The sequence below is a fragment of the Herbaspirillum sp. NPDC101397 genome, from assembly GCF_044767325.1.
Lineage (GTDB): Bacteria > Pseudomonadota > Gammaproteobacteria > Burkholderiales > Burkholderiaceae_D > Herbaspirillum.
The window spans coordinates 144,968-166,935 of record NZ_JBIWNS010000004.1 but is presented as its reverse complement, the minus strand read 5'-3'; the positions used below and the strand labels follow the sequence as shown (position 1 = coordinate 166,935).

Sequence of the window (21,968 nt, the reverse complement as noted above, 5' to 3'; positions counted from 1 at the left end):
GCAGAAGAACGTTTCGGGACTGTAAATGAAAACGCTGAATGAGTTGATGGATCTGCGCGGCCGTGATGCCGTGATTACCGGCGCAATGGGTGGATTGGGGCGTGCAATGGCAGCCGCGCTAGCGGAAATGGGCGCAAATCTGGTGTTGGTAGATAGATCGGGAGATGGCTTCACTGAGTTGAAGGATGTGCTCAGCAAGTGGAACGTCGAGATAACTTTCATTTCTTGTGATCTTGAGCAAGAAGGGCAGCGCGCCGATCTCATTACGCAGATCAGGAAGGATCGATGCAGTCTGGACATCCTTGTCAATAACGCCGCCTTTGTCGGCACTTCTGATTTGCAGGGGTGGGCCGTTCCTTTTGAGCAGCAGAGCGTGGAGACATGGAAACGTGCTTTGGAAGTCAATCTCACAGCGGTGTTTGACCTTTGCCAAGGTCTTATGCCGCTGCTGAAACAATCTGCGGCCGCAAGTGTTGTCAACATTGGTTCTATTTACGGCGTGTTGGGGCCTGACTGGGGATTGTACGAAGGCACTCAAATGAGCAACCCCGCTGCTTATGGCGCGTCCAAAGGGGGGCTGCTTCAGCTTACCCGATGGCTGGCAACGACCGTCGCTCCACAGGTGCGTGTCAACGCCATATCGCCCGGAGGCATTGCTCGCCAGCAACCAGGGGCATTTGTTCGACGGTATGAGGAAAAAGTGCCGCTGCGTCGCATGGCGACGGAGGCGGATTTTTGCGGTGCAATTGCCTACTTGGCCAGCGACATGTCGCGCTATGTCACGGGTCAGAATTTAATTGTGGACGGTGGTTGGAGCGCTTGGTAAGTGACTGCCTTGAACGAATTCGCGGCATCGTCCGATATTGAACGAAAAGAAAAATTTCATTCCAGGATCGTCATTCTGCTGGGGGCGCCATTTACCGCACAAAATTTTGAGCGAACAGGTATCCCGTATCTTTCCGCTAATTTCGATGTTGCGGTGTTTGATTGTCTTAGCTGGCTGGGCCGGAGTGCAGAAGATGTTGCTCACCGCCAAATGCACTGGGATCAATACGAAAAAATTTCTTCGGCTGAGGAATTTTGCCAGGCCTTGAAAAAATTCCAACCTGCGTATGCAATCGACTTCATCGGGCTCGGGGGGGTGACGCGGGAACTCCAACGACATCTGGCAGACGCTGGAGTGCAATTCGTAGTGCAGAAAACCGGTGCTCTGCCAACTCCAGGGCTTCTTGTTCGTGCGATGTGGCGTCTCAGAATACGTCTGAGCAAGAGAGGAGTTGTGAAAGATCCGTCCTCGGAAGGCAACGTTGGCGCGGCGCCTTTGCCCGCGATTCGTGCAGGCCGGCTCGATTTGGTCAAACGCTTGTTAAAAGCGGTCTACTACAGAATGTCATTGTCATCCCCTGACATAAGCTTGCTTGCCGGACGGAAGTCTCAGAATTTCTTCACTCGTCGTTCAAAACGCTTGGTTTGGATAGCCTCCCAAGACTTTCACCGATATAGGCAGGTGCTTGCGGAACATTCTTCCGGAGGGGAACCGCGTACACCCTACATTCTTTTTGTGGACGACAATCTGCCATATGCAAGCGATTGGAAGTTACTGGGTTTGCCAGCGCCTGTTACTCCTGAGGTCTACTACCGGGCATTGGGCGTCTTCTTTACTGAGCTGGAGAAGTATTGGGGTATGCCAGTAGTGATTGCCGGCCATCCTTCGTCCGAGTTTCATCAGATCGTCAATGACAGTTTTGGTGGACGGACCATTGTTTATGGGCGAACAGCGCAATTGGTCATGGACTGCAAGCTTGTCCTCGTGCACGGAAGCACCGCTGCTTCTTTTGCAGTTTTGTCGGGAAAGCCAATCATGTTCATGACAACGGACGAGTTACAAAAGGCGCCGTATGGCTTGCATATTCAGACCATGGCACGCACTCTCACGGGGCGCAAAGCGCTAAATATAGATCGTTCTGTGGACGCAGCGTTTTTTGCAGAATCGCTGACGGAGCCCCACAAGAAAAAATATGAAAAATATGTGGTTGATTACCTGAGAACCGAGGAGTCGACAGAAACCCATCCGTGGCAAGCATTTTCTGAATTTATGATTGCCAATGAACGTCCTGCAACGCGATAATTCGGACAATTTCGGAAGCCTACCGCTCTCGCAGCAAAATATGGAGAAAGATTTGAAAATACTGGATTTCGGATGTGGTACGCGCAAGCGCGAAGGTGCGATAGGAATTGACGTTAATCCATTGACTCAGGCTGACGTTATTCATGATCTGAATTCGTTTCCTTACCCATTCGAGGATGATCTCTTTGACGAAGTCTATGCCGACAATGTTATCGAGCATCTTGATGATGTAGTGAAAGTCATGGAAGAGTTGTACCGAATATGTAAGGACGGTGCATTGGTCAAAATCATTGTTCCCTATTTTCGTTCGCGCTGGGCATTTATCGATCCGACGCATCGGCATTTTTTTACGGCGGATTCATTTTCGTACTTTGATCCTGCCAACCCCATATCGCAAATTTATCCTTATTCATCGGCACGTTTTAGTCAGCAAAAGCTGATTTTCAACGAAAATATCCATACCGGACAACCAAAATCGACCATCAAATGGATTGCAAATCGTTGGCCCGGAAGGTATGAGCGATATTTGGGACATCTGGTGCCGCTGGATGACCTGAGCTTCTATTTGCGTGTCGTGAAATAGGTAGCCGATGAATTTGCAAGTCGAAGGTTCTTTCTTGGTCAAGGGTTCAAGTGCCTATAGTGGGAAACGCGTCCTTCTGACAGGGGCAGACGGTTTCATCGGAAAGCACTTGAGTGCAGGATTGCGTGAGCAAGGTGCGCGGGTCGGTCACGTTGTCAGGAAAAGCGCTTCCCCGGAAAACTCCGTGGAGTCATTCATCGGAGATATCTGCGATCAGGACTTTTTGCCTGGGGTCATTGATAGCTGGCAACCTCAGATCATATTTCACCTGGCGGCCAGCAAAGTGCGGGCTCAGACACCAGATGCTTTTCGGGAAACCTTGAACGTTAATCTCATGGGAACGCTGGGTTTGTTGATGGCCAGTAGTCGCTCCAAGAGCCTGACAAATATCGTTTTGCTAGGGACCGGCGAGGAGTATGGCAAGAATCCCACACCTTTTAAAGAAGGCTCAAGGGAGGCCCCCGTAAGCGCCTACTCGCTTTCCAAACTGAGCGCCACGCATCTGGCCCAGATGATGGCTCGCTCGGGACTGCCGGTTTGTGTCCTGCGACCTTCGGTCGCGTACGGACCCGGGCAACAGGAAGACATGTTTATACCGGCATTGATTCGGACCTTGTTGCGCGGGGAAAAATTTCCTATGACCAAAGGTGCGCAGACGAGGGATTTTCTTTTCATTGCAGATCTCGTTCAGGCGTTGCTGCTTGCCGGGGTAGCGACGAATGTGGCGGGAGAAGTGATTAACATTGGCAGTGGCGACGAGGTTTGTATCGCAAAGCTCGTCGATTCCATCGAAGAATTGACAGGAGCACACGGTCACGCGCTCAGAGGTTCGCTTGATTACCGACAAGGTGAGGCGATGCATTATCAGCTCGATATTTCTAAGGCCAGGCATATACTCGGATGGAAACCGGAAATCGCACTGGCAGAAGGCCTGGCGAGAACCGTGCAATGGTATCGAGAGCGGCAGGTCTAGAAATGTCCTTTCATCTGCATTTCCACTCCGACTGCGATTTTTTTGCTGGTTGTGAGAATATGCTCGCCAATTTGCTCAACGACGAAAGCTTGCGTGCCAGATTCCTCGTTTCACTTAGCTACCGCTTTACCGAAGCGTACAGGGCGGGGCTAAAAAAACGCGTACATAGAGTGCCGCTCGAACAGCCTTTGCAATTGGTTTCCGACGCCGTAGCGGGGGCGTGGGCGCGGCGCTTGCCTTGGCCGCTGTCCAAGTTCACGCTCGCACTTCAAGGCGTCTTGCTTCTGCGCTATTGGATTCTATTGTGGAACACAATTATTCTTGTCAAGGCTTGGCGCAACAAGAAAATCGATATTTTACATATCAATAATGGTGGCTATCCAGGTGCCTCTTCGTCCCGAGCCGCTGTTATCGCCGCGCGTCTGTTGCGCATCCCTCATGTCATTATGGTGGTGAACAACATCGCGGTGAGGCCGCGCTTCCATGAACGTATCATAGAACACTGTTTGAGCCAGCTGCTGGTGAGTACGACGAGTGTGTTCATCACGGGTTCACGTTATGCGGGACGGGCGCTCATACAGCGACTGGGATTGCCGTCCGAGAAAAAATACAAGCAATTGCACAACGGAATTGGGGCGCGTCAGCCTGACGAATCAAGAGGGGAGACTCGCACGCGGCTGGCAATAGCTGAGGACGATCTGGTGTATTGCGTAGTTGCTTTGCTTGAACCTCGCAAAGGCCATCGAGTCTTGGTCGATGCGGTCGCCAAAATGCACGCAATGCTGCCGAGCCATTTGCGACCGCTCATTTTGATTGAAGGAACCGGCCCTGAAGAGCCTCAACTCCGGGAACTGGTCGCTCAACATCAGCTCGAAGATCGGGTGCGTTTTGTAGGGCAAGAGAAAAATGTTTTCAATTTGATGCAATGCGCCGATGTACTTGTGGTGCCGTCGATTGCCAATGAAGATTTCCCCAATGTCGTGCTAGAGGCGATGAGTCTTGGAAAGGCTGTCGTTGCAAGTGCTCTGGCAGGTATACCGGAGCAGATTGTCGATGGGGTTAATGGTTGGCTTGTACCACCTGGAGACGCGAATGCCTTGGCATGTTCTCTTGGTCATCTGGCTCAAAACAGAGAACAAATTGCTTGCGCCGGCGCTCGGGCGCGAAAAATGTTCGTGGAGACTTTCACTGCGGATCTGGCAGTGAAGCGTTATATGAATTTATATGATCGTTTTATCGAAAACAAGGAGTTAAATTGAAAGTCGTTATTCTGTGCGGTGGACAAGGAACACGTATCCGCGATGTGAGCGATAACCTGCCCAAACCAATGATTCCAGTGGGTGGTTTGCCGATACTTTGGCACATCATGAAATACTATGCGACATGGGGGCACAAGGATTTTGTTCTGTGTCTCGGCTACATGGGAAAGTCGATCAAGGACTTTTTTCTGAACTACGAGCAGAACACTCGTGATTTTTCCTTGGTGCTTGGCGGTGCGAAGTCTATCGAGTATCACACCGAGCACAAGGAAGCGGACTGGCGCGTCACTTTGGCCGAAACCGGTCTGGATGCACTGACCGGGGCACGCATCAAGCGTATTCGGAAATATATTGGTGACGATGAAAACTTCATGTTGACCTACGGTGATGGAGTTGGGGACATTAATATTGACGAACTATTGAAGTTCCATCAGGCGCACGGAAAAATATTGACCGTGACGGGGGTGCGTCCACCAGGCCGATTTGGTGAACTGATGCATGCGCCGGACGGACAGGTCACCGAGTTCAATGAGAAGCCGCAGGCTACTGGTGGACGTATTTCGGGAGGGTATTTCGTATGCCGTCGCGATATTTTTGACTACCTGGACGACCGCGAAGATCTTACTTTCGAAACGGATCCTATGCGAAAACTGGTTGCTGATGGCCAGATGATGGTATTCGAGCATGACGGGTTCTGGCAGCCGATGGATACCTACCGAGATTATTCCTACCTGAATAATGCTGTCGCGATCAACAAGGCTCCCTGGATCAAATGGTAGACATGACATCATTGGCGTCGGCATTTGCCGGGCGCAAGGTTCTGGTGACCGGGCATACTGGTTTCAAGGGTTCATGGTTGGCGCTATGGCTCAAACAGCTGGGCGCAGACGTGATGGGATACGCGTTGCCGCCTCAGGAAAGCAATAGCCATTTTTCGCAGTTAGGTCTTGACCGTGCGATCAGGCATGAGGTTGGCGACATTCGCGACTACGAACATGTCTTGAAATGTTTCACTGACTTTCAGCCGGAAGTGGTTTTCCACTTGGCGGCACAGCCGTTGGTTCGCTATTCGTATCGAGAGCCGAAAGAAACCTTTGATGTCAATGTCGCAGGTTCAGTCAACCTCCTTGAGGCGTGTCGAAACATCGACTCGATCCGGGCACTCGTATATGTTACGTCCGACAAATGCTATCGCAATAACGAGTGGATCTGGGGGTATCGTGAGAACGACGAATTGGGCGGACATGATCCTTACAGCGCCTCGAAAGCCGCCGCAGAGCTCGTTTTTTCGTCCTACGTTGACTCATTCTTCAAATTCCGGCCTCATTTTGGCGCCGCTAGTGTACGGGCCGGTAACGTCATTGGCGGCGGTGATTGGGCGGAAGATCGGATTGTTCCTGATTGTATTCGGGCGCTGACGACAGGACAGCCGATCCAGGTACGCAATCCTCATTCGACAAGGCCGTGGCAGCATGTGCTGGATCCATTGTCGGGCTACCTCTCAGTGGCGGCGCAACTACTAAGCGATCCCGCCAATTTTTCCGGGGCGTGGAATTTCGGGCCGAACACATCTTCGGTCAAGACTGTCGGCGAGCTCGCAAAGTTGATTATTGGCACTTGGGGAAGTGGAGAGATTGAGATCGCGCCGCAGGTCAATACGGTACACGAAGCTCGCTTGCTACATCTCAACTGCGACAAAGCCCATCAACTATTGAACTGGCAACCTCGTTGGGATGCGGAAACTGCGATTACAAAAACCGTTGAGTGGTATCGTGCGACCGCTTCCAAAGCTGACGCAATGAAAATATCCTCAGCACAAATTGAAAAATATATGGAGGCAAGATGATTGAAGGTGTGAAAGTAACCCCGCTTAAGCAGATACATGACGAGCGCGGCAAGGTCATGCATATGATGCGGCGTGAGGATCCTCATTTCGAGCAGTTTGGAGAAATCTACTTTTCCTGTGTTTATCCAGGTGCGATCAAGGGATGGCACATTCACAAGGAAATGACGCTCAACTATGCGGTGCCACATGGTCACATCAAATTCGTGCTCTACGATGATCGCGACACTAGTCCGACCAAGGGCGAACTGCAAGAGATTTTCATGGGGCCGGATAACTATTGTCTGGTGACTGTGCCTCCATTCGTCTGGAACGGTTTCAAAGGGATCGGCGCCGAAATGGCGATCGTTGCCAACTGCTCTAGTATTTCCCACAAGGCGGACGAGATTGATCGACTGGATCCGTTTGATAAGTCAATTCCGTACGATTGGAGTCTCAAGCATCGGTGAGCCAGTGTCTTTTGCAATCGACGTAGAGAAAATAACAAAGCGGTCTGGGGAATGTAGTGTATGACTTATAGCGGTCTGATCGTTAACGTTAGCGGCGGTGATATCGCCCGACAGAGACACTTTTCTACTATCCGGAGGATGGTATGAAAGTGCTCATCGCCGGGGGATTCGGTTATCTGGGAGCACGCATCGCAGCTCATCTTTGTCGGCAAAGCGGGTACCACGTGGCTCTCGGAACGCGGACCGTGCGACCATTGCCACAATGGTTGCCGACAGGTACCGTTTCCGTCTTGAACTGGGCCAGCACCTCGACGTTGGAGGAGGCTTGCAGCGATGTCGACGTCATCATTCATTGCGCCGGCATGAATGCGCAAGAGTGCGGGAAGGATCCCGTCGCAGCTCTGGAATTCAATGGCGTGGCTACTGGACGGCTGGTGCAGGCAGCCATCCGGAAAGGGGTGAGACGATTCTTTTATTTCTCGACAGCCCACGTGTATGGCAGTCCCTTGGATGGGTCGATTGTCGAAGAAGATTGTCCTCGCAACCTACATCCCTATGCAACTAGCCATCTGGCAGGCGAACAAATTCTGCTGGCCGCGGTTGCTTCAGGCAAGCTGGAAGGTGCGGTACTGCGGCTCTCCAATGCCTTTGGTGCACCAATGGAAGCGGACACGAATTGCTGGATGCTTCTGATAAATGATCTCTGCCGTCAGGCAGTTATGCATGGCCGCTTGACCTTGCATTCAAGCGGCATGCAGCTGAGGGACTTCATCACGATTGAAGATGTCTGCATGGTGTTGCAAAAGTACCTGCAATGTGCCGCCGGGGATTTGCCGGATCTGCTCAACCTGGGTTCGGGAAAAGCGCGTTCAGTGTTTGATATGGCGAGTTTGATCCAACAACGTTGCGTGACATCACTTGGCTTCGAGCCGGTGCTTCAACGTCCATCGCCCCGTCCAGGCGAGCAAACTGGCAATTTGGATTTCAGAATTGATCGATTGACCAATAGCGTGGGTGTTTTGCCAAATAACGATGTTGCCGAGATTGATCAACTGCTGGCGTTTTGCAAAGGCAACTTCTCTGTTGCACCTATTGGTCTATGAAAGCATCTCCACAACCACTGGTTTCGATAGTCATTCCTACCTATAACCATGCTCATCTCATCGGACGTGCGTTGGACTCTGTTTTAAAACAGACATACGCAAATTGGGAGGCGATCGTTGTAGATAATCATTCGCAAGATGGGACTAAGGCCGTCCTCGATGCTTACCGTGACGAGCGGATCAAGGTTTTGAAAATTCACAACCAAGGCATTATTGCCGCATCGAGAAATCTCGGTATTCGCTCTGCAAAAGGCGAGTGGATTGCATTTCTGGATTCAGATGATTGGTGGGAAAGCGACAAGCTGGCAGCTTCCATTGAAGCCGCAGGAGATGAATTCGACATGATTTATCACGACCTTCGAATAATTCGACGCATGGAGCAAAAATCATCGCGTCATCTATCCCGATCAAGAGCACTGGCGGTCCGGGCATACGATGATCTGGTATTAAATGGATGCGCGATGCCGAACTCCAGCGTGGTGCTTCGCAAGCAATTGCTCGACCGCACTGGTGCGCTATCTGAGGCAGTCGAAAACGTTGGCTGGGAGGATTACGACATGTGGCTGCGTGTGGCCGCAAATGGATGTCGTTTTGTACGGCTGGATCATGCCTACGGGTTCTATTGGATTGGTAGTGGTAGCGTTTCGAATCCGAGACGAACGCTTGCCAACATAGATGCATTCATTCAAGCCTATATTCTTACCGATAGCGCGTACACCGCGATACCTTGGTGGTGTCACTATTCGCGCGCAAAAAGTTATGAAGAGTTGGGTGACGTCGCAATGGCAGATGCATGTTTTAAAGAAGCATGGGAGGCGAGTCGTAAATTTAGTCAAATAGTGAGGACCGCGATTCGTTGGTCGTTATTCAAATGCAGACATAAAAGGACTTGACTTTGCGCTCTGAGATTTCGGGTGGATATTTTTCTTGGAAAAATTATCTGCTCCCCCTGTTTTTTTTGATAATTGCTTTTTCATGGCCCATGCAAGTACTGTCGCAATCCGCGCTTGTCGGGGGAGGGGCTTATTTGTTACTGGTGTTGACAGGCGCCTTGCTGTTTCGAGGCGAGACAGAGCGATTTATTCAGAAAGGAAGCTATTCCTGGATTGATATTGCGTTGTTGTTGGTTGGTGGCGTAGTGCTTATTCATTCGATTTTGCATGCTCTGTTAATACAGGAAAGCGCGTTCTACCAGCTAAAGTGGCTGATTATTTTCGGTGGGGCAGGCTACGTGTACTTTTACACCTCAAGATACGCGACTGAGGCGGCCATCAAGGCGACCCTGGCAAGCATTTTTCTGATTGCCATTTTCTTCTCGCTGTATTGGATCTACGAATCCTACTTGAAGACGGTATTGCAGCAGACTCATTGGTATGCCAATAGTGCGTTCGACTATATCAGGTCGCGCAACGGTTTTTCTATCGACGAAGTCAATCAGTCCATCATCAAGACCGAATATAGAGCTTATGGTCTGCAGGACAAGCACACAACGACGGCGAGCTTCATTGCAGTGGCTGCTTTCGCGGGAATGTCGTTGATATATTCGAAAGGTCTCAAATACAAGCTGGGGCTATATTTGCTGACCGTTCTTGTTCTGTTCGTCGGAATGGGGACGACGGCATTTCTCTTGTTCATGGCGTTGTTCCCGGTGGCCATCGCGCTTGCTTGCAGGACTTATCCGTTTCGAGCGATCGCTGCTACCGTGTTGTGCACGATTCTTTTTTTTGTTTGCATTTACGGCATCTCAAGATTCGATTTCGGGTTTGGATTGTTGCTCAAAAACAGACTGGATATTCTCACGTCCCAGTTGCATTTCCTGTTTAATTTTGCGGGTACTTATGTGACTACTTATGGGGGGGATCTCAATACCTCATTTCCGAATATATACAAAACAGAGGCAATGAGTTTTCGTGATTATCTTGCGGCTCATCCTCAGGTAGGAATAGTTGGTGAGGGTTTTGTCTCCTACCAAAAACCGGCATTCCCGCGCGGTGGCGATGTGGCAATAACAGAGCTTCTCGTTACGTTGGGGGCTCCGATTACCTTGTTTCTTTTCTTTAGTATTGCGACGGCAATTCTTGTGGCTTTGCGCCAATTACTGTTTTCCAAACAAGCTGCGTGTTCTGCTGCAATGTTGAGCTTTTCGATCATGGTGATTCTCTTCATGCTTTGCTCTCTAGGACACTACAACGTGTTGTTCAAGAAGGAGATTTTGCCGATATTCACTTTTGCGCTCGCTCTCCTAAGTCGATTTTCTTCCTCCTTCATTTCAGAGGAAGCCATGCACAGCGGACTTAAGCTGAGAACATGAAGGCCCGGCTTTTCATTCATGCACCGAATATCCATCAGGGGGGCGGGGCGGTGTTGCTTGGTGACTTGTTGCGTGCAACGGCGCCTGAGGACGACGTTTTCGTCACTGTAGACGAACGAATGGTGCTGTCGGACGAGATTGGCCGGCACATCAAAATCAAACGCGTCCATCCAAGTCTTTCTGCCCGTTTCATGGCAGAGCGCTGGTTGGCGTCGGCCGTGACGGCGGACGACGACGTGCTCTGCTTTGGCAATTTGCCGCCAATATTTAAACTGAAGGCGAAGGTGTCTGTATTTCTGCAAAATCGATATTTACTGGATAGGCCGGGGCGTATCCTAAAATTGACCTTGCAAGCCAAATTGCGATGGTTGATGGAACGAAGCTGGTTGTTCTTGTGCAAAAAGAACGTAGATCGATTTTTTGTTCAGACGCCAGAAATGAGTCGTTTGGCAAACCAGAAAATGTTAGGGAATGTGTCGTTATACCCGTTTGTTCCCGACGGGCCCCAGCAATCTCGCCATGTTGTAGACGCAAACGACCTTAAAAAAACGATTGATTTCGTCTATATAGCGTCCGGGGACGGACACAAAAATCATGTCGCGTTGCTCGAGGCATGGCGCTACTTGGGTGACGAAAATCTGTTTCCTAGCCTATCGCTTACCCTTAACAACGAAAGCTTCCCTGCTTTAGTCAAGCAAGTGGAGGACTACAGCGCGCATTACAAATTGAACATCATCAACCGGGGGAATATTTCGCACGACGAGGTGCTGGATTTGTATCGCCACGCACATGCGTTGATTTATCCATCGGAGTTCGAGTCGTTTGGCATACCACTGATTGAAGCGCGACAAGCTGGTTTGAAGGTGCTTGCGCCAGAACTAGACTATGTCAGGGACCTGCTGGACCCGGATCAGACCTTTGATCCTGCTTCCCCCTTATCTATTGCGCGTGCAGTGAAGCGATGCCTGGGAATCGAAGTTCCGCCGCTGGAGTTACTCGATGCCACGAGTTTTCTGAGGCATCTCCAAGCACGGGGAACGCAATGAGGGTTTTAGTGTTGAGCCAATATTATTGGCCGGAAAATTTCCGGATCAATGAACTGACCCAGTCCTTGTTGAGCCAAGGCATCGAAGTTGAGGTGCTGACCGGAAAGCCCAATTATCCAATGGGAGAGTGTTTTACAGGATACCGGGCGTGGGGATGCGTCAAGGAGCAGCATGGCGGGATTCCAGTATACAGAATGCCGCTTTTCCCGCGAGGAAAGGGGGCATGGCGGTTAGCTCTCAATTATCTTTCTTTCGTGGTATCCGGAATATTTTTTTCTCCATGGATGTTGCGTGGCAAGCATTACGACATCATTTTTGTTTTTGCTCCGTCGCCGATATTGCAGGCGATTCCCGCAATTTGGTTGGGATGGATCAAACGGTGTCCTAGCGTGCTATGGATTCAGGACCTCTGGCCTGAGAGTCTGTCCGCGACGGGTTATATCAAAGCAGCTTCCGTTCTCAATGGCGTAAGACACGTGGTCAGTTATATCTATAGGCGGATGGATTTGTTGCTAGTGCAGTCCAGAGCCTTCGTTCCCAAGGTGAGAGAACAGGCCGGGAAAACGCCGATTGAGTATTATCCGAATTCATTCACTGAAGTTGTTGGGCTAACAGAGGTCGCTGCACAGCCATTGCTCCCCCAGGGAGATGCGTTCACCATTTTATTTGCCGGGAACATTGGCACGGCACAAGCGGTTGAAATCATTATCGATGCAGCTGAATTGCTATTGCACGAGCCCAGGATCCAATTCGTAGTTGTCGGTGACGGCAGTCGGCGCGCATGGATGTTGAGTGAAGTCGAACGCAGGGGGCTGAGCAATGTAACGCTGCCAGGACGATTTCCTGTGGAGGCAATGCCATCAATCCTGAGCCAGGCCTCGGCCTTGCTGGTGACCTTGTCAGATAGCGAAGTATTCCGGCTTACTATTCCGAGCAAGATACAAGCATACATGGCAGCCGGGAAACCGATTTTGGCGAGTCTGAATGGTGAGGGGGCCACATTGGTCCTGGAGGCGGGCGCTGGTCTGGCATCTGCAGCCGGAGATGCGCAGGCTCTGGCAGATTCGGTGAGCCGGATGTATAAACTATCGAAATTTGAACGGGCGGCAATGGGAGAAAATGCCCGGGCCTATTTCTCGCAACATTTTTCCCATTCAAAATTGGTGGATCAATTGATTGATTGTTTGCATCAGGTAGTTAAGCGGAATAAAGAAACACGTATATGAGAATTTTGATACTAGGTGCCAGCGGTATGCTGGGAAATGCAATGCTGAAGGTGTTTGCCGAGAAAACCGAATGGGAGGTTTTTGGCACTCTTCGCAACAATAATCATAAATTGCGCTCGCTCGTGCCGGCTACAGTATGCCTGCTCGATGGCGTGCAAGTGGAACAAGACAGCTCGCTGATGAGCGCCTTTATTCAAGGCAGGCCAGATGTTGTCGTCAATTGTATCGGCTTGGTAAAGCAATTGGCCGATGCTGATGATCCGTTGCAGGCGGTGCCGATTAATACGCTGTTGCCGCATCGACTTGCCCGCCTATGCGAACTGTCGGGAGCCCGATTGATCCACATGAGCACCGACTGTGTTTTTTCCGGCATGCGTGGAAACTATAGTGAGTCAGATGTCCCCGATGCTCTCGATTTATATGGGCGCTCAAAATTGCTCGGAGAGTTGGACTATCCGCATACATTGACGCTGCGTACGTCCATTATCGGACACGAACTCAATAGTGCCCATGGTCTGGTCAACTGGTTTTTGTCTCAGCATGGACAATGCAAGGGATATCGCCGTTCGATTTTTTCTGGCTTGCCAACGGTGATATTGGCGCAGATGATCCGAGACATTGTGATCCCCCGCGGGGATCTGAACGGTATTTACCATGTCGCTGCAAATGTGATCTCCAAATATGATTTGCTTAAGCTGATTGCGGATGTTTATAAAAAAGACATCCGAATCGAACCGGATGACGAGGTAGCCATAGACCGGTCATTAAACGGGGCCCGTTTTCTGGAAACAACCGGTTACACGGCCCCCGGCTGGCGAAAAATGATTGAAACTATGCATACATATCAATAGGAATGAACATGTTCAAAGACAAGGTTTTGATGATCACCGGAGGGACGGGGTCTTTTGGAAATACCGTACTTAAGCGCTTCCTTTCAACCGAGGTGCGGGAAATTCGTATTTTCAGTCGGGATGAAAAAAAGCAGGAAGAAATGCGCATTGCGATGAACCATTCCAAGCTCAAGTTTTATATCGGCGATGTACGGAACTATGACAGTGTCTTCCATGCAATGAAGGGTGTCGATTACGTGTTTCACGCCGCTGCGCTTAAGCAGGTTCCTTCCTGTGAGTTCTATCCGATGGAGGCGGTGCGTACGAATGTACTGGGTTCTGAAAACGTGATGAATGCAGCGATTGCGCGTAATGTGTCGCGGCTGGTTATGCTAAGTACCGACAAGGCGGTCTATCCCATTAATGCCATGGGCATCTCCAAGGCCATGATGGAGAAATTTATGGTCGCCAAAGCCCGCATGCAGGGAGAAGGTGAGACAGTTTTGTGTGCTACTCGTTATGGCAATGTGATGGCGTCGCGAGGATCCGTCATACCGCTATTCGTCTCCCAATTGAAGGAAGGCAAGGAGTTGACGGTTACCGATCCAAACATGACGCGTTTTCTCATGTCTTTGGAAGACTCGGTTGATTTGGTTTTATACGCTTTTGAACATGGCAAGCAAGGCGATATCTTTGTCCAGAAGGCACCTGCTTCTACCGTCGAAGACCTTGCTGTGGCGATACGTGAACTGTTCTCGCTTAGCAGTCCGATACGTGTGATAGGCACTCGTCATGGAGAGAAACTCTACGAATCCCTGATTTCACGAGAGGAAATGGCGAAGGCGGAAGATCGCGGAGGATATTTCCGCATTCCAGCCGACAACCGAGATCTGAATTATTCGCAATACTTCAGTGAAGGTGAAGAAAAAATATCTCTATTGGACGACTACACCTCTCACAATACCGAACGCCTGAATGTCGAACAAGTAAAGGAATTGTTATTGAAGCTGGATTTCATTAAGGAACAGCTCCGTGCTTAAAGTGATGACCATTGTAGGCACGCGTCCTGAGCTCATCAAGATGAGTCGGGTCATCGCGGAATTCGACAAATTTACGGAACACGTGCTGGTCCACTCCGGACAAAATTTCGATTACGAACTCAATCAGGTTTTTTTTGAAGACTTGGGTATTCGCAAGCCGGACTACTTCCTGGATGCCGCCGGGGAAAATGCTGCAAAGACGATCGCGAACGTTATAGAAAAATCGGATGTCGTCATGGAGCAAGTCAAGCCGGACGCCATCCTTCTTTATGGCGATACGAACACTTGTCTGGCGGTGATTCCGGCAAAACGCCGCAAGATCCCGGTGTTCCATATGGAAGCGGGTAATCGTTGTTTTGATCAGCGCGTTCCGGAAGAGCTCAATCGGAAGGTGTTGGATCACCTCAGCGACATCAACATGGTTCTCACCGAACATGCCCGGCGTTATCTGCTTGCCGAGGGTATTCGTCCTGAGTCTATCATCAAGACCGGCTCGCATATGTGCGAAGTGCTTGCACACTACATGCCAAAAATTGAGGCTTCCGATGTGTTGAGTCGGATGGGCCTGCAAAGCGGTAAGTACTTCATCGTCAGCGCTCATAGGGAAGAAAATGTGGACTCTCAGGTCAACCTGACTGATCTGATGGAAACGCTGAATGCCCTCGCAGAAACTTATAAGATGCCAGTCATTGTCTCCACACATCCGCGGACGCAGAAAAGACTCAACGAGCTGGATCTTGGCGGAATGAGTTCATTGATTCAGTTTTTGAAACCCTTCGGTTTTTGCGATTACATTAAATTGCAAAAGGAAGCTTTTTGTGTGGTGTCTGATAGTGGCACTATTACAGAAGAGGCTTCGCTGCTGAATTTGCCGGCGATCACCATTCGCAATTCTCACGAGCGCCCGGAGGGCATGGATGCCGGCACATTAATAATGGCCGGACTAAAAAAGGAGCGCGTTCTGGATGCTGTCAGAGTCATCACCATGCAATACGACAAGCAAGTTCGTGCGACCGCAGCGGTGCCGGACTATGAGGCACACGCAGTGTCAAAACAGGTGATCCGCGTGGTTCTGAGCTATGTCGATTATATTAACCGGACCGTTTGGTCCAAGAGTTGATCCGGTGATGGTATCTCAAACCGGGGCTGTCCTGGTCACAGGTGCGAATGGCTTTGTAGGGGAAGCGTTGTGTGAGCAGTTGCGTGAACGCGGATATGCGATCAAGCGCGCTGTGCGTCTTGCCGACCGTGCAGATTCCATATCAATTGGCGACATTGCTTCGTCGACAGATTGGACATCGGCATTGCAAACCTGTCGTACGGTTGTTCATCTCGCTGCCAGGGTCCACATCATGCAGGATACGACATCCGACTCGCTGGCTGCATTTCGTGAAGTCAATACTGCCGGAACCCTGGCTTTCGCCGAGCAAGCTGCTAAGGCAGGCGTAGAGCGGTTTATTTTTTTAAGTTCCGTCAAAGTGAATGGTGAGGCGACTGGCGTCGGTTCGGCTTTTGATGCCTCGACTGACGTGGCGCCAAAAGATCCCTATGGTCTCTCCAAATTTGAAGCGGAACTGGGCTTGCGCCGCATTTCTGCGGCTACAGGCATGGAGATCGTGATCATCAGGCCGCCGCTCATTTATGGGCCAGGCGTAAAGGCCAATTTTCATGCCATGATGCGCTGGCTATATCGCGGGATTCCGCTTCCTTTGGGCGGCGTCAAAGCTAACCGTCGCAGTTTGCTAGCATTGGATAATTTGACGGATTTGCTGATCACATGTTTGAAGCACCCGGCAGCTGGAGGGCAGACCTTTATGGCCAGCGATGGGGACGATTTGTCTACAACTGATCTTCTGTCACGCATGGGCCTGGCGTTAGGGAAGCCCGCGCGACTTATCGTGGTGCCTCCAGCATTGCTGGCAGGAGCGGCCCGGATGATAGGTCGAGGCGATCTTGCTCAGCGGTTGCTTGGTAGTTTGCAAGTCGATATCCGCCATACCCGGGAAACTTTAGGCTGGACTCCGCCGATAGGTGTCGACGAAGCACTGTATCGAACGGCGAGGGCCTTCTTACCATGAAACGTTGCTTTGATTTTATGGCCGCTTTGTGCGCCTTACTGATGCTGGCGTTGCCTTTTGTATTGATTGCCATTTTTGTGAGTGTGACGTCGCGAGGACCAGTTCTATATTGGAGTGACCGCGTTGGTCGCCGCAATCGCATTTTCAAAATGCCAAAATTTCGCAGTATGAGGGTAAATACCCCAGCGGTGGCTACGCACTTACTTGCAAATCCTGATGTGTATCTAACACCGATAGGTTCTTTTCTGAGAAGAACAAGTCTCGATGAGTTGCCGCAACTATGGAGCATTCTGGTTGGAGATATGAGTTTTGTGGGGCCCCGGCCAGCGTTGTTCAACCAAGAAGACTTGATCGAATTGCGTACCCGATATGGGGTTGACGCACTGGTTCCTGGTCTCACCGGTTGGGCTCAGGTGAACGGGCGGGACGAGCTTTCTATTGCGGAAAAAGTGAAGCTGGACTCGGAATATCTGGAGCGTCTGTCTTTTTCTTTTGATTTGCAGATATTGTGGAGGACCTTTCTAAAGGTTGTTCGCAGCGAAGGAGTTGTACATTGATCCATTGCGATCGCGTTCCTGAGTTTAGAAGGCTTGCACAACATGATTAAACCATTCACGAATCTGGTGTTGCCCATTCTGGCGCTGCCCCGTTTCGCCAAACGGATCGTTGCGCTGCTGTCCGATACCAGTCTCTGCGTTTTGTGTGCCTGGCTGGCATTTTATTTGCGGTTAGGGGATTTCGTCTCTCTGTCGGGCCATTCCTTGTGGGCGGCATTTGCATCTGTAGCCTTGGCATTACCCATCTTCATCGTCTTTGGCCTATATCGCGCCATTTTCAGGTATAGCGGCTGGCCGGCATTGATGTCGGTCGCTAGAGCCGTCGGCATCTATGGTTTGGTCTACGCGACTATCTTTACGGCTATTGGCATTCCTGAAGTGCCTCGAACAATTGGGCTGATACAGCCTATCTTACTGTTGCTCGCGGTAGGGGCCTCGCGTGGCTTGGCGCGCTTCTGGTTGGGAGGGCAGTACCAGAGTCAACTGAAGCAAGCATCCCTGCCTAAAGTATTCATTTACGGGGCAGGAACTGCTGGGCGCCAATTGGCCGCTGCCATGGCCAATAGTCATGAAATGCGTGTGATCGGTTTTCTGGATGATGATGATCGTCTGCATGGTCATGTATTGAATGGATTAGCCATTTACAATCCAACCGACCTTGCCGAACTAGTGCTGTCGCTCCGAATCAATAGTGTGTTGCTAGCGTTGCCGTCGGTGAGCCGGAAGCGGCGAAATGAGATTCTTGCGCAGATGCGCCAAGCTAAAGTCTTGGTTCGGACCTTGCCAAGCGTGATTGAGCTGGCGCAGGGGAAGGTCGGAATTTCCGATTTACGAGAATTGGATATTGACGATTTGCTTGGACGGGAGCCAGTGGTCCCCAATCATATTCTGTTGACTAAAAACGTTGCCAAAAAGGTGGTGTTGGTGACTGGGGCAGGCGGTTCGATTGGTAGCGAGTTATGCCGTCAGATATTGAAGCTTGGCCCCGCTTTGCTTTTACTGATCGAGCAGAGCGAGTTTGCGCTCTATCATGTTCACCAAGAACTGCAGACGGGGCTATTGGACTCAGATATGAAGCTCCTACCCCTGTTAGCATCAGTTCGCGATCAGGAGCGGATGCGGGAAATTATGGCAACCTGGCGACCGGATACGGTGTATCACGCCGCCGCATACAAGCATGTTCCCTTGGTCGAGCATAATCCGGCAGAAGGAATAAAAAATAATGTTCTGGGTACGCAGATCGCTGCCCAGGCGGCCATGGAACAGGGTGTGTCCGATTTTGTGCTTATCAGCACCGACAAGGCGGTACGCCCTACCAATATCATGGGGGCAAGCAAGCGCCTTGCCGAAATGGTCTTGCAGGCCTTGGCAGAAGTATCTTCTGGAACTCAATTTACCATGGTGCGTTTCGGCAATGTATTGGGATCATCCGGCTCAGTGGTCCCCAAATTTCGTCAGCAAATTCGAGATGGCGGCCCTATCACCCTGACACATCCTGATATAACCCGCTATTTCATGACGATTCCGGAGGCTGCGCAGCTAGTGATTCAGGCCGGTGCCATGGCCAAGGGAGGAGACGTTTTTGTCCTGGATATGGGGCAGCCCGTCAAAATTATCGATTTAGCTCGACGCATGATCGAGTTATCCGGTTTGACGGTAAAAGATGATGATTATCCCGAGGGCGACATTGAAATAGAGATTTCAGGATTACGTCCAGGTGAAAAATTGTATGAAGAACTGTTGATCGGAGACAATCCGAAAGTCACTACTCACCCACGTATTATGAGAGCCAATGAAGACTTCCTGTCTTGGCCGGTATTGGAAGAAAAGCTGCATGCACTTGAGTTGGCGTTGAACGTCAACGATGTGGGAGTAGTGCGGTTGATGTTGAAGCAATTGGTATCCGGTTATGCTCCCAGCGGCGACATTGTTGATTGGGTACATATGGAACAAGAGGCCGAGGCTGACGCTCTGGATGAGGCTGGCGCAAAATAGGCTGAGTTTACGTTGCTGAACTCCATATTTTTTGAATCGACCAAGTAAAGTTGCGACAATTACGGGCTTATAGAGCTGAGTTGCATATTGCATAGAATTCAGCCACCCCTGTTTCGACGTTGACGCGATCATGCCTATGCCGATGAACGCTTTCGCACAGAACGAATTTTCACCGAAAGCGTATGTGGCGGTGACACTGTCTGGCTACGCAGTTTTCCTGTTCGTCGTGATTCGCACTGTTTCGAACCTCGTTAATTTCCCTCTCGGTAGGAGCATTATTGAATGCTTCTTGGCAGAAGGTCATGAGGCAATCAGACATGGTGCTTCACATTCAAATTCTGGCCTCACTTTGGTAAATCACGATAGCGATCCTTCATGTCGTTTATCTTGGTATTCCAGCCCTCATCTTTAAATAATTTTTCTTTGAGTAAAGAAAATTCTTTCATTTTGTGCTGTGTTCCCGATCCAATCTGATCTGTGGGCCGGATGGCCGATGTTTTGATGGCAGCCCAGTTCTCGCGAAATAGTTGTTGTATGTTTGAATGAAGTGCGGCGTAACTACTTCCTATTGTCTCGAGGTGTTCGTCAAACGATACGGGGCGCTGAACCAGAATTGGCCCTGTATCCAAGCCTTCGTCGATAAGATGAATTGAAACACCCTTTGGAGTATCATCCAAAAACGACCAAGCATTTGGATCTGCGCCCCGGTTCCAGGGAAGCAAGGAAATATGCAGATTCACAAATTTGCCAGGCAGCATGTCCAGAACCGGCTTGCGTAAAATATGGCGATATGAATAACTCACTACAAAATCTGGTTTAATGGTTTCCATATCCTCTACGGATAATGGCTTTTCCCACTGCACAACTTCATCTTCAGCAGCGATAAATTGAATAAGGATTTCGCTGATCGGATTATTTGTTAAGAATAGTATTTTCATTTTATGAGTTTTTTTGAATTCGATGCCACGATAGTACTTGCGAATCTAATGGACCAGTATGGGGTGTTGAATGATGAAACACGCTCACGATTGGAAAAAGGATGCCTCACAATCACTGAGAGGCGGTCTCCCGTACTGATCACGTGCGGCTGGAATTATCGTCCTGATTCGGTAATATGTATTGCCGATGCCATGAGGACTCATGCTGTTGAGAAACTAAATCTTTCCGGCGATAAGATTCTTACTGAAAAAACCTCAAGAGACACGGTTGGTGATGCGGTTTTTACAAAAAAGAATTTCGCGCTTCCCCAAAATTGGCGTCGTATATTGGTTGTCACAAGCGCATATCACGCCAGTCGGACTCAGCAGATATTTGAGTTTATCTATGGGGGTCAATATAAAATTCAAACCCTATCGGCACCCAGTGAGATGAATGAAAAATTGAAGCTCTCTGAAGCGGCTTCTCTTTCGGCATTTATGGACACATTTCATGGGGTGAGTCCTGGCGATGATGCTGGAATATTTGATCGCCTCGTCACTGCTCATCCATTTTATAACGGGCAGATATACTCAAAAATCGACACTTAAACGTTTTCAAGGTGTCTGCATTGTTGACTGCAACTTCGTCCTTGGTTGCACAACAGTTAGATGTTCTCTTGAAATACAAATGCCCGATGCAATACATCGGGCATTTTTTTAACTGCAGTCAAACTATTTTAAGCTGGACCCCGGCGCGCCGCGTACAAGGCGGATCAGCAAAAAATAGCATTATTTCTTGGATTTATTCACCAGATGCTTACCGCGGCCAATTTTCAATGTCTTGGAGACGAAATTTCTCAAGCCGTTATCAAAAATGCCGATGATACGTTTCAGCTTTTGATCCGGTCGTCCCGAAAACGAGGTGACATGAAAGTAATCTGAATCATCAGGCGAAATGGTTGAAAAATAGTAATTCGAAACACAACAACGGGGACGGGTTGCATTTACCTGGCTAACGGAGTGCCAACTAATTTTATTAGTCTCCATTACCACGAGGCGATTGAAATGTGACGTCAAGGTTTTTGGCGTTGTACGTGCGTCATCCCAAAGCTCAAAATTTCCACCATTCTCGAGCGACCAATCCGGCGAAACATAGTAGAGGAGGTTCAAGCGACGGTACCGTTCTCGATTTGCATCGTGGCTGTTATCAATATGTGGATTCAGGTAGTCACCTTCAAACATCATTGACAAGCCACCTGCATACAACTTCGGATCAGGTTCTATTTTTTTCAAGCCAACAATATCGGCGACCAAGTTGACGACTTTCTCATCCTGAAAAGCGTGTGTAATGGCACCGAGTATCGGATCATAAGCATCGAGATTGGCGGAGGTGCGTTTTTTTTCACGGAAAGACTCGCGATTGAAAAAGCCATCACCATTACGCGGAAACGCACTGTAAATCTTCTCGCACAAATCGACGGGCAACAACTGATCGAGGACAAAATGTCGAGTTGAGGTACCTTCGGGTCGGTGCCACTGAGCTTGGATATGCTCCTTGTTCTTGTTCAATGCATCCGAGATCAACTCAACAAACGTATCTTTGTCCGACATGATTTTTCCTGAAAGTGTC

22 protein-coding genes are annotated in these 21,968 nt (G+C 49.8%); 20 read left to right on the top strand and 2 right to left on the bottom strand.

Annotated elements, in window-relative coordinates; all coding sequences use genetic code 11:
* The first annotated feature begins 25 nt into the window (after positions 1–25).
* The 19 genes from ACIROW_RS11255 (at position 26) to ACIROW_RS11165 (ending at position 19,421) form a co-directional block, all read left to right on the top strand.
* A complete protein-coding gene (locus ACIROW_RS11255; protein WP_402275287.1) occupies positions 26–826 on the top strand; it encodes an SDR family oxidoreductase in 801 nt (266 codons plus the stop codon).
* A 9-nt stretch (positions 827–835) separates the two neighbouring features.
* Complete coding sequence (locus ACIROW_RS11250; protein WP_402275284.1) at positions 836–2,128, top strand: hypothetical protein; 1,293 nt, start codon at positions 836–838, stop codon at positions 2,126–2,128.
* Positions 2,106–2,711 carry a class I SAM-dependent methyltransferase gene (locus ACIROW_RS11245; protein WP_402275281.1) on the top strand — a complete coding sequence of 202 codons (606 nt, stop codon included), beginning with the start codon at positions 2,106–2,108 and terminating at the stop codon, positions 2,709–2,711. Before ACIROW_RS11250 ends, ACIROW_RS11245 begins: the two co-directional genes overlap by 23 nt.
* Positions 2,712–2,718: 7 nt before the next feature.
* Positions 2,719–3,684, top strand: a complete 966-nt coding sequence (locus ACIROW_RS11240) for an NAD-dependent epimerase/dehydratase family protein (protein ID WP_402275278.1) — start codon at positions 2,719–2,721, stop codon at positions 3,682–3,684.
* Between the two features lie 2 nt (positions 3,685–3,686).
* The gene (locus ACIROW_RS11235; RefSeq protein ID WP_402275275.1) at positions 3,687–4,943 is read left to right on the top strand and encodes a glycosyltransferase family 4 protein; all 1,257 of its coding nucleotides are present in this window, start codon (positions 3,687–3,689) and stop codon (positions 4,941–4,943) included.
* Complete coding sequence (rfbF, locus tag ACIROW_RS11230; protein WP_402275272.1) at positions 4,940–5,722, top strand: glucose-1-phosphate cytidylyltransferase; 783 nt, start codon at positions 4,940–4,942, stop codon at positions 5,720–5,722. Before ACIROW_RS11235 ends, rfbF begins: the two co-directional genes overlap by 4 nt.
* Entirely contained in the window at positions 5,716–6,789 is a 1,074-nt protein-coding gene (gene rfbG, locus ACIROW_RS11225; RefSeq protein ID WP_402275270.1) for a CDP-glucose 4,6-dehydratase, read from the top strand. Before rfbF ends, rfbG begins: the two co-directional genes overlap by 7 nt.
* Entirely contained in the window at positions 6,786–7,235 is a 450-nt protein-coding gene (locus ACIROW_RS11220) for a dTDP-4-dehydrorhamnose 3,5-epimerase family protein (protein WP_402275268.1), read from the top strand. The genes rfbG and ACIROW_RS11220 overlap by 4 nt, the downstream gene beginning before the upstream one ends.
* A 143-nt stretch (positions 7,236–7,378) precedes the next feature.
* Positions 7,379–8,338 carry an SDR family oxidoreductase gene (locus ACIROW_RS11215; protein WP_402275265.1) on the top strand — a complete coding sequence of 320 codons (960 nt, stop codon included), beginning with the start codon at positions 7,379–7,381 and terminating at the stop codon, positions 8,336–8,338.
* Positions 8,335–9,231: a glycosyltransferase family 2 protein gene (locus ACIROW_RS11210; protein ID WP_402275263.1), complete on the top strand. Its 897-nt coding sequence runs from the start codon at positions 8,335–8,337 to the stop codon at positions 9,229–9,231. The genes ACIROW_RS11215 and ACIROW_RS11210 overlap by 4 nt, the downstream gene beginning before the upstream one ends.
* Positions 9,232–9,233: 2 nt before the next feature.
* Positions 9,234–10,649, top strand: a complete 1,416-nt coding sequence (locus tag ACIROW_RS11205) for a hypothetical protein (RefSeq protein ID WP_402275261.1) — start codon at positions 9,234–9,236, stop codon at positions 10,647–10,649.
* Positions 10,646–11,695, top strand: coding sequence for a glycosyltransferase (locus tag ACIROW_RS11200; RefSeq protein WP_402275259.1), 1,050 nt, complete (start codon positions 10,646–10,648; stop codon positions 11,693–11,695). Before ACIROW_RS11205 ends, ACIROW_RS11200 begins: the two co-directional genes overlap by 4 nt.
* An 8-nt stretch (positions 11,696–11,703) precedes the next feature.
* A complete protein-coding gene (locus ACIROW_RS11195) occupies positions 11,704–12,921 on the top strand; it encodes a glycosyltransferase family 4 protein (RefSeq protein ID WP_402275955.1) in 1,218 nt (405 codons plus the stop codon).
* Positions 12,918–13,772, top strand: coding sequence for a dTDP-4-dehydrorhamnose reductase family protein (locus tag ACIROW_RS11190; protein ID WP_402275256.1), 855 nt, complete (start codon positions 12,918–12,920; stop codon positions 13,770–13,772). The genes ACIROW_RS11195 and ACIROW_RS11190 overlap by 4 nt, the downstream gene beginning before the upstream one ends.
* A gap of 8 nt (positions 13,773–13,780) precedes the next feature.
* Positions 13,781–14,791, top strand: coding sequence for a polysaccharide biosynthesis protein (locus tag ACIROW_RS11185; RefSeq protein ID WP_402275254.1), 1,011 nt, complete (start codon positions 13,781–13,783; stop codon positions 14,789–14,791).
* Positions 14,784–15,911: a non-hydrolyzing UDP-N-acetylglucosamine 2-epimerase gene (gene wecB / locus ACIROW_RS11180; protein ID WP_402275252.1), complete on the top strand. Its 1,128-nt coding sequence runs from the start codon at positions 14,784–14,786 to the stop codon at positions 15,909–15,911. The genes ACIROW_RS11185 and wecB overlap by 8 nt, the downstream gene beginning before the upstream one ends.
* Positions 15,912–15,918: 7 nt before the next feature.
* The gene (locus ACIROW_RS11175; protein WP_402275953.1) at positions 15,919–16,869 is read left to right on the top strand and encodes a UDP-glucose 4-epimerase family protein; all 951 of its coding nucleotides are present in this window, start codon (positions 15,919–15,921) and stop codon (positions 16,867–16,869) included.
* Positions 16,866–17,426 carry a sugar transferase gene (locus ACIROW_RS11170; protein ID WP_402275250.1) on the top strand — a complete coding sequence of 187 codons (561 nt, stop codon included), beginning with the start codon at positions 16,866–16,868 and terminating at the stop codon, positions 17,424–17,426. Before ACIROW_RS11175 ends, ACIROW_RS11170 begins: the two co-directional genes overlap by 4 nt.
* Before the next feature lie 42 nt (positions 17,427–17,468).
* The gene (locus tag ACIROW_RS11165) at positions 17,469–19,421 is read left to right on the top strand and encodes a polysaccharide biosynthesis protein (protein WP_402275249.1); all 1,953 of its coding nucleotides are present in this window, start codon (positions 17,469–17,471) and stop codon (positions 19,419–19,421) included.
* 344 nt (positions 19,422–19,765) lie between these two features.
* Here ACIROW_RS11165 and ACIROW_RS11160 read toward each other — a convergent pair whose 3' ends face one another.
* Positions 19,766–20,359 (bottom strand): formyltransferase family protein, encoded by a 594-nt coding sequence (locus ACIROW_RS11160; RefSeq protein ID WP_402275247.1) that lies wholly within the window; start codon positions 20,357–20,359, stop codon positions 19,766–19,768.
* A 3-nt stretch (positions 20,360–20,362) separates the two neighbouring features.
* Between ACIROW_RS11160 and ACIROW_RS11155 the strand changes: the two genes are divergently transcribed.
* A complete protein-coding gene (locus tag ACIROW_RS11155; RefSeq protein WP_402275245.1) occupies positions 20,363–20,947 on the top strand; it encodes a YdcF family protein in 585 nt (194 codons plus the stop codon).
* Between the two features lie 180 nt (positions 20,948–21,127).
* Here ACIROW_RS11155 and ACIROW_RS11150 read toward each other — a convergent pair whose 3' ends face one another.
* A complete protein-coding gene (locus tag ACIROW_RS11150) occupies positions 21,128–21,949 on the bottom strand; it encodes a 2OG-Fe(II) oxygenase (RefSeq protein ID WP_402275242.1) in 822 nt (273 codons plus the stop codon).
* Between the last annotated feature and the right edge of the window lie 19 nt (positions 21,950–21,968).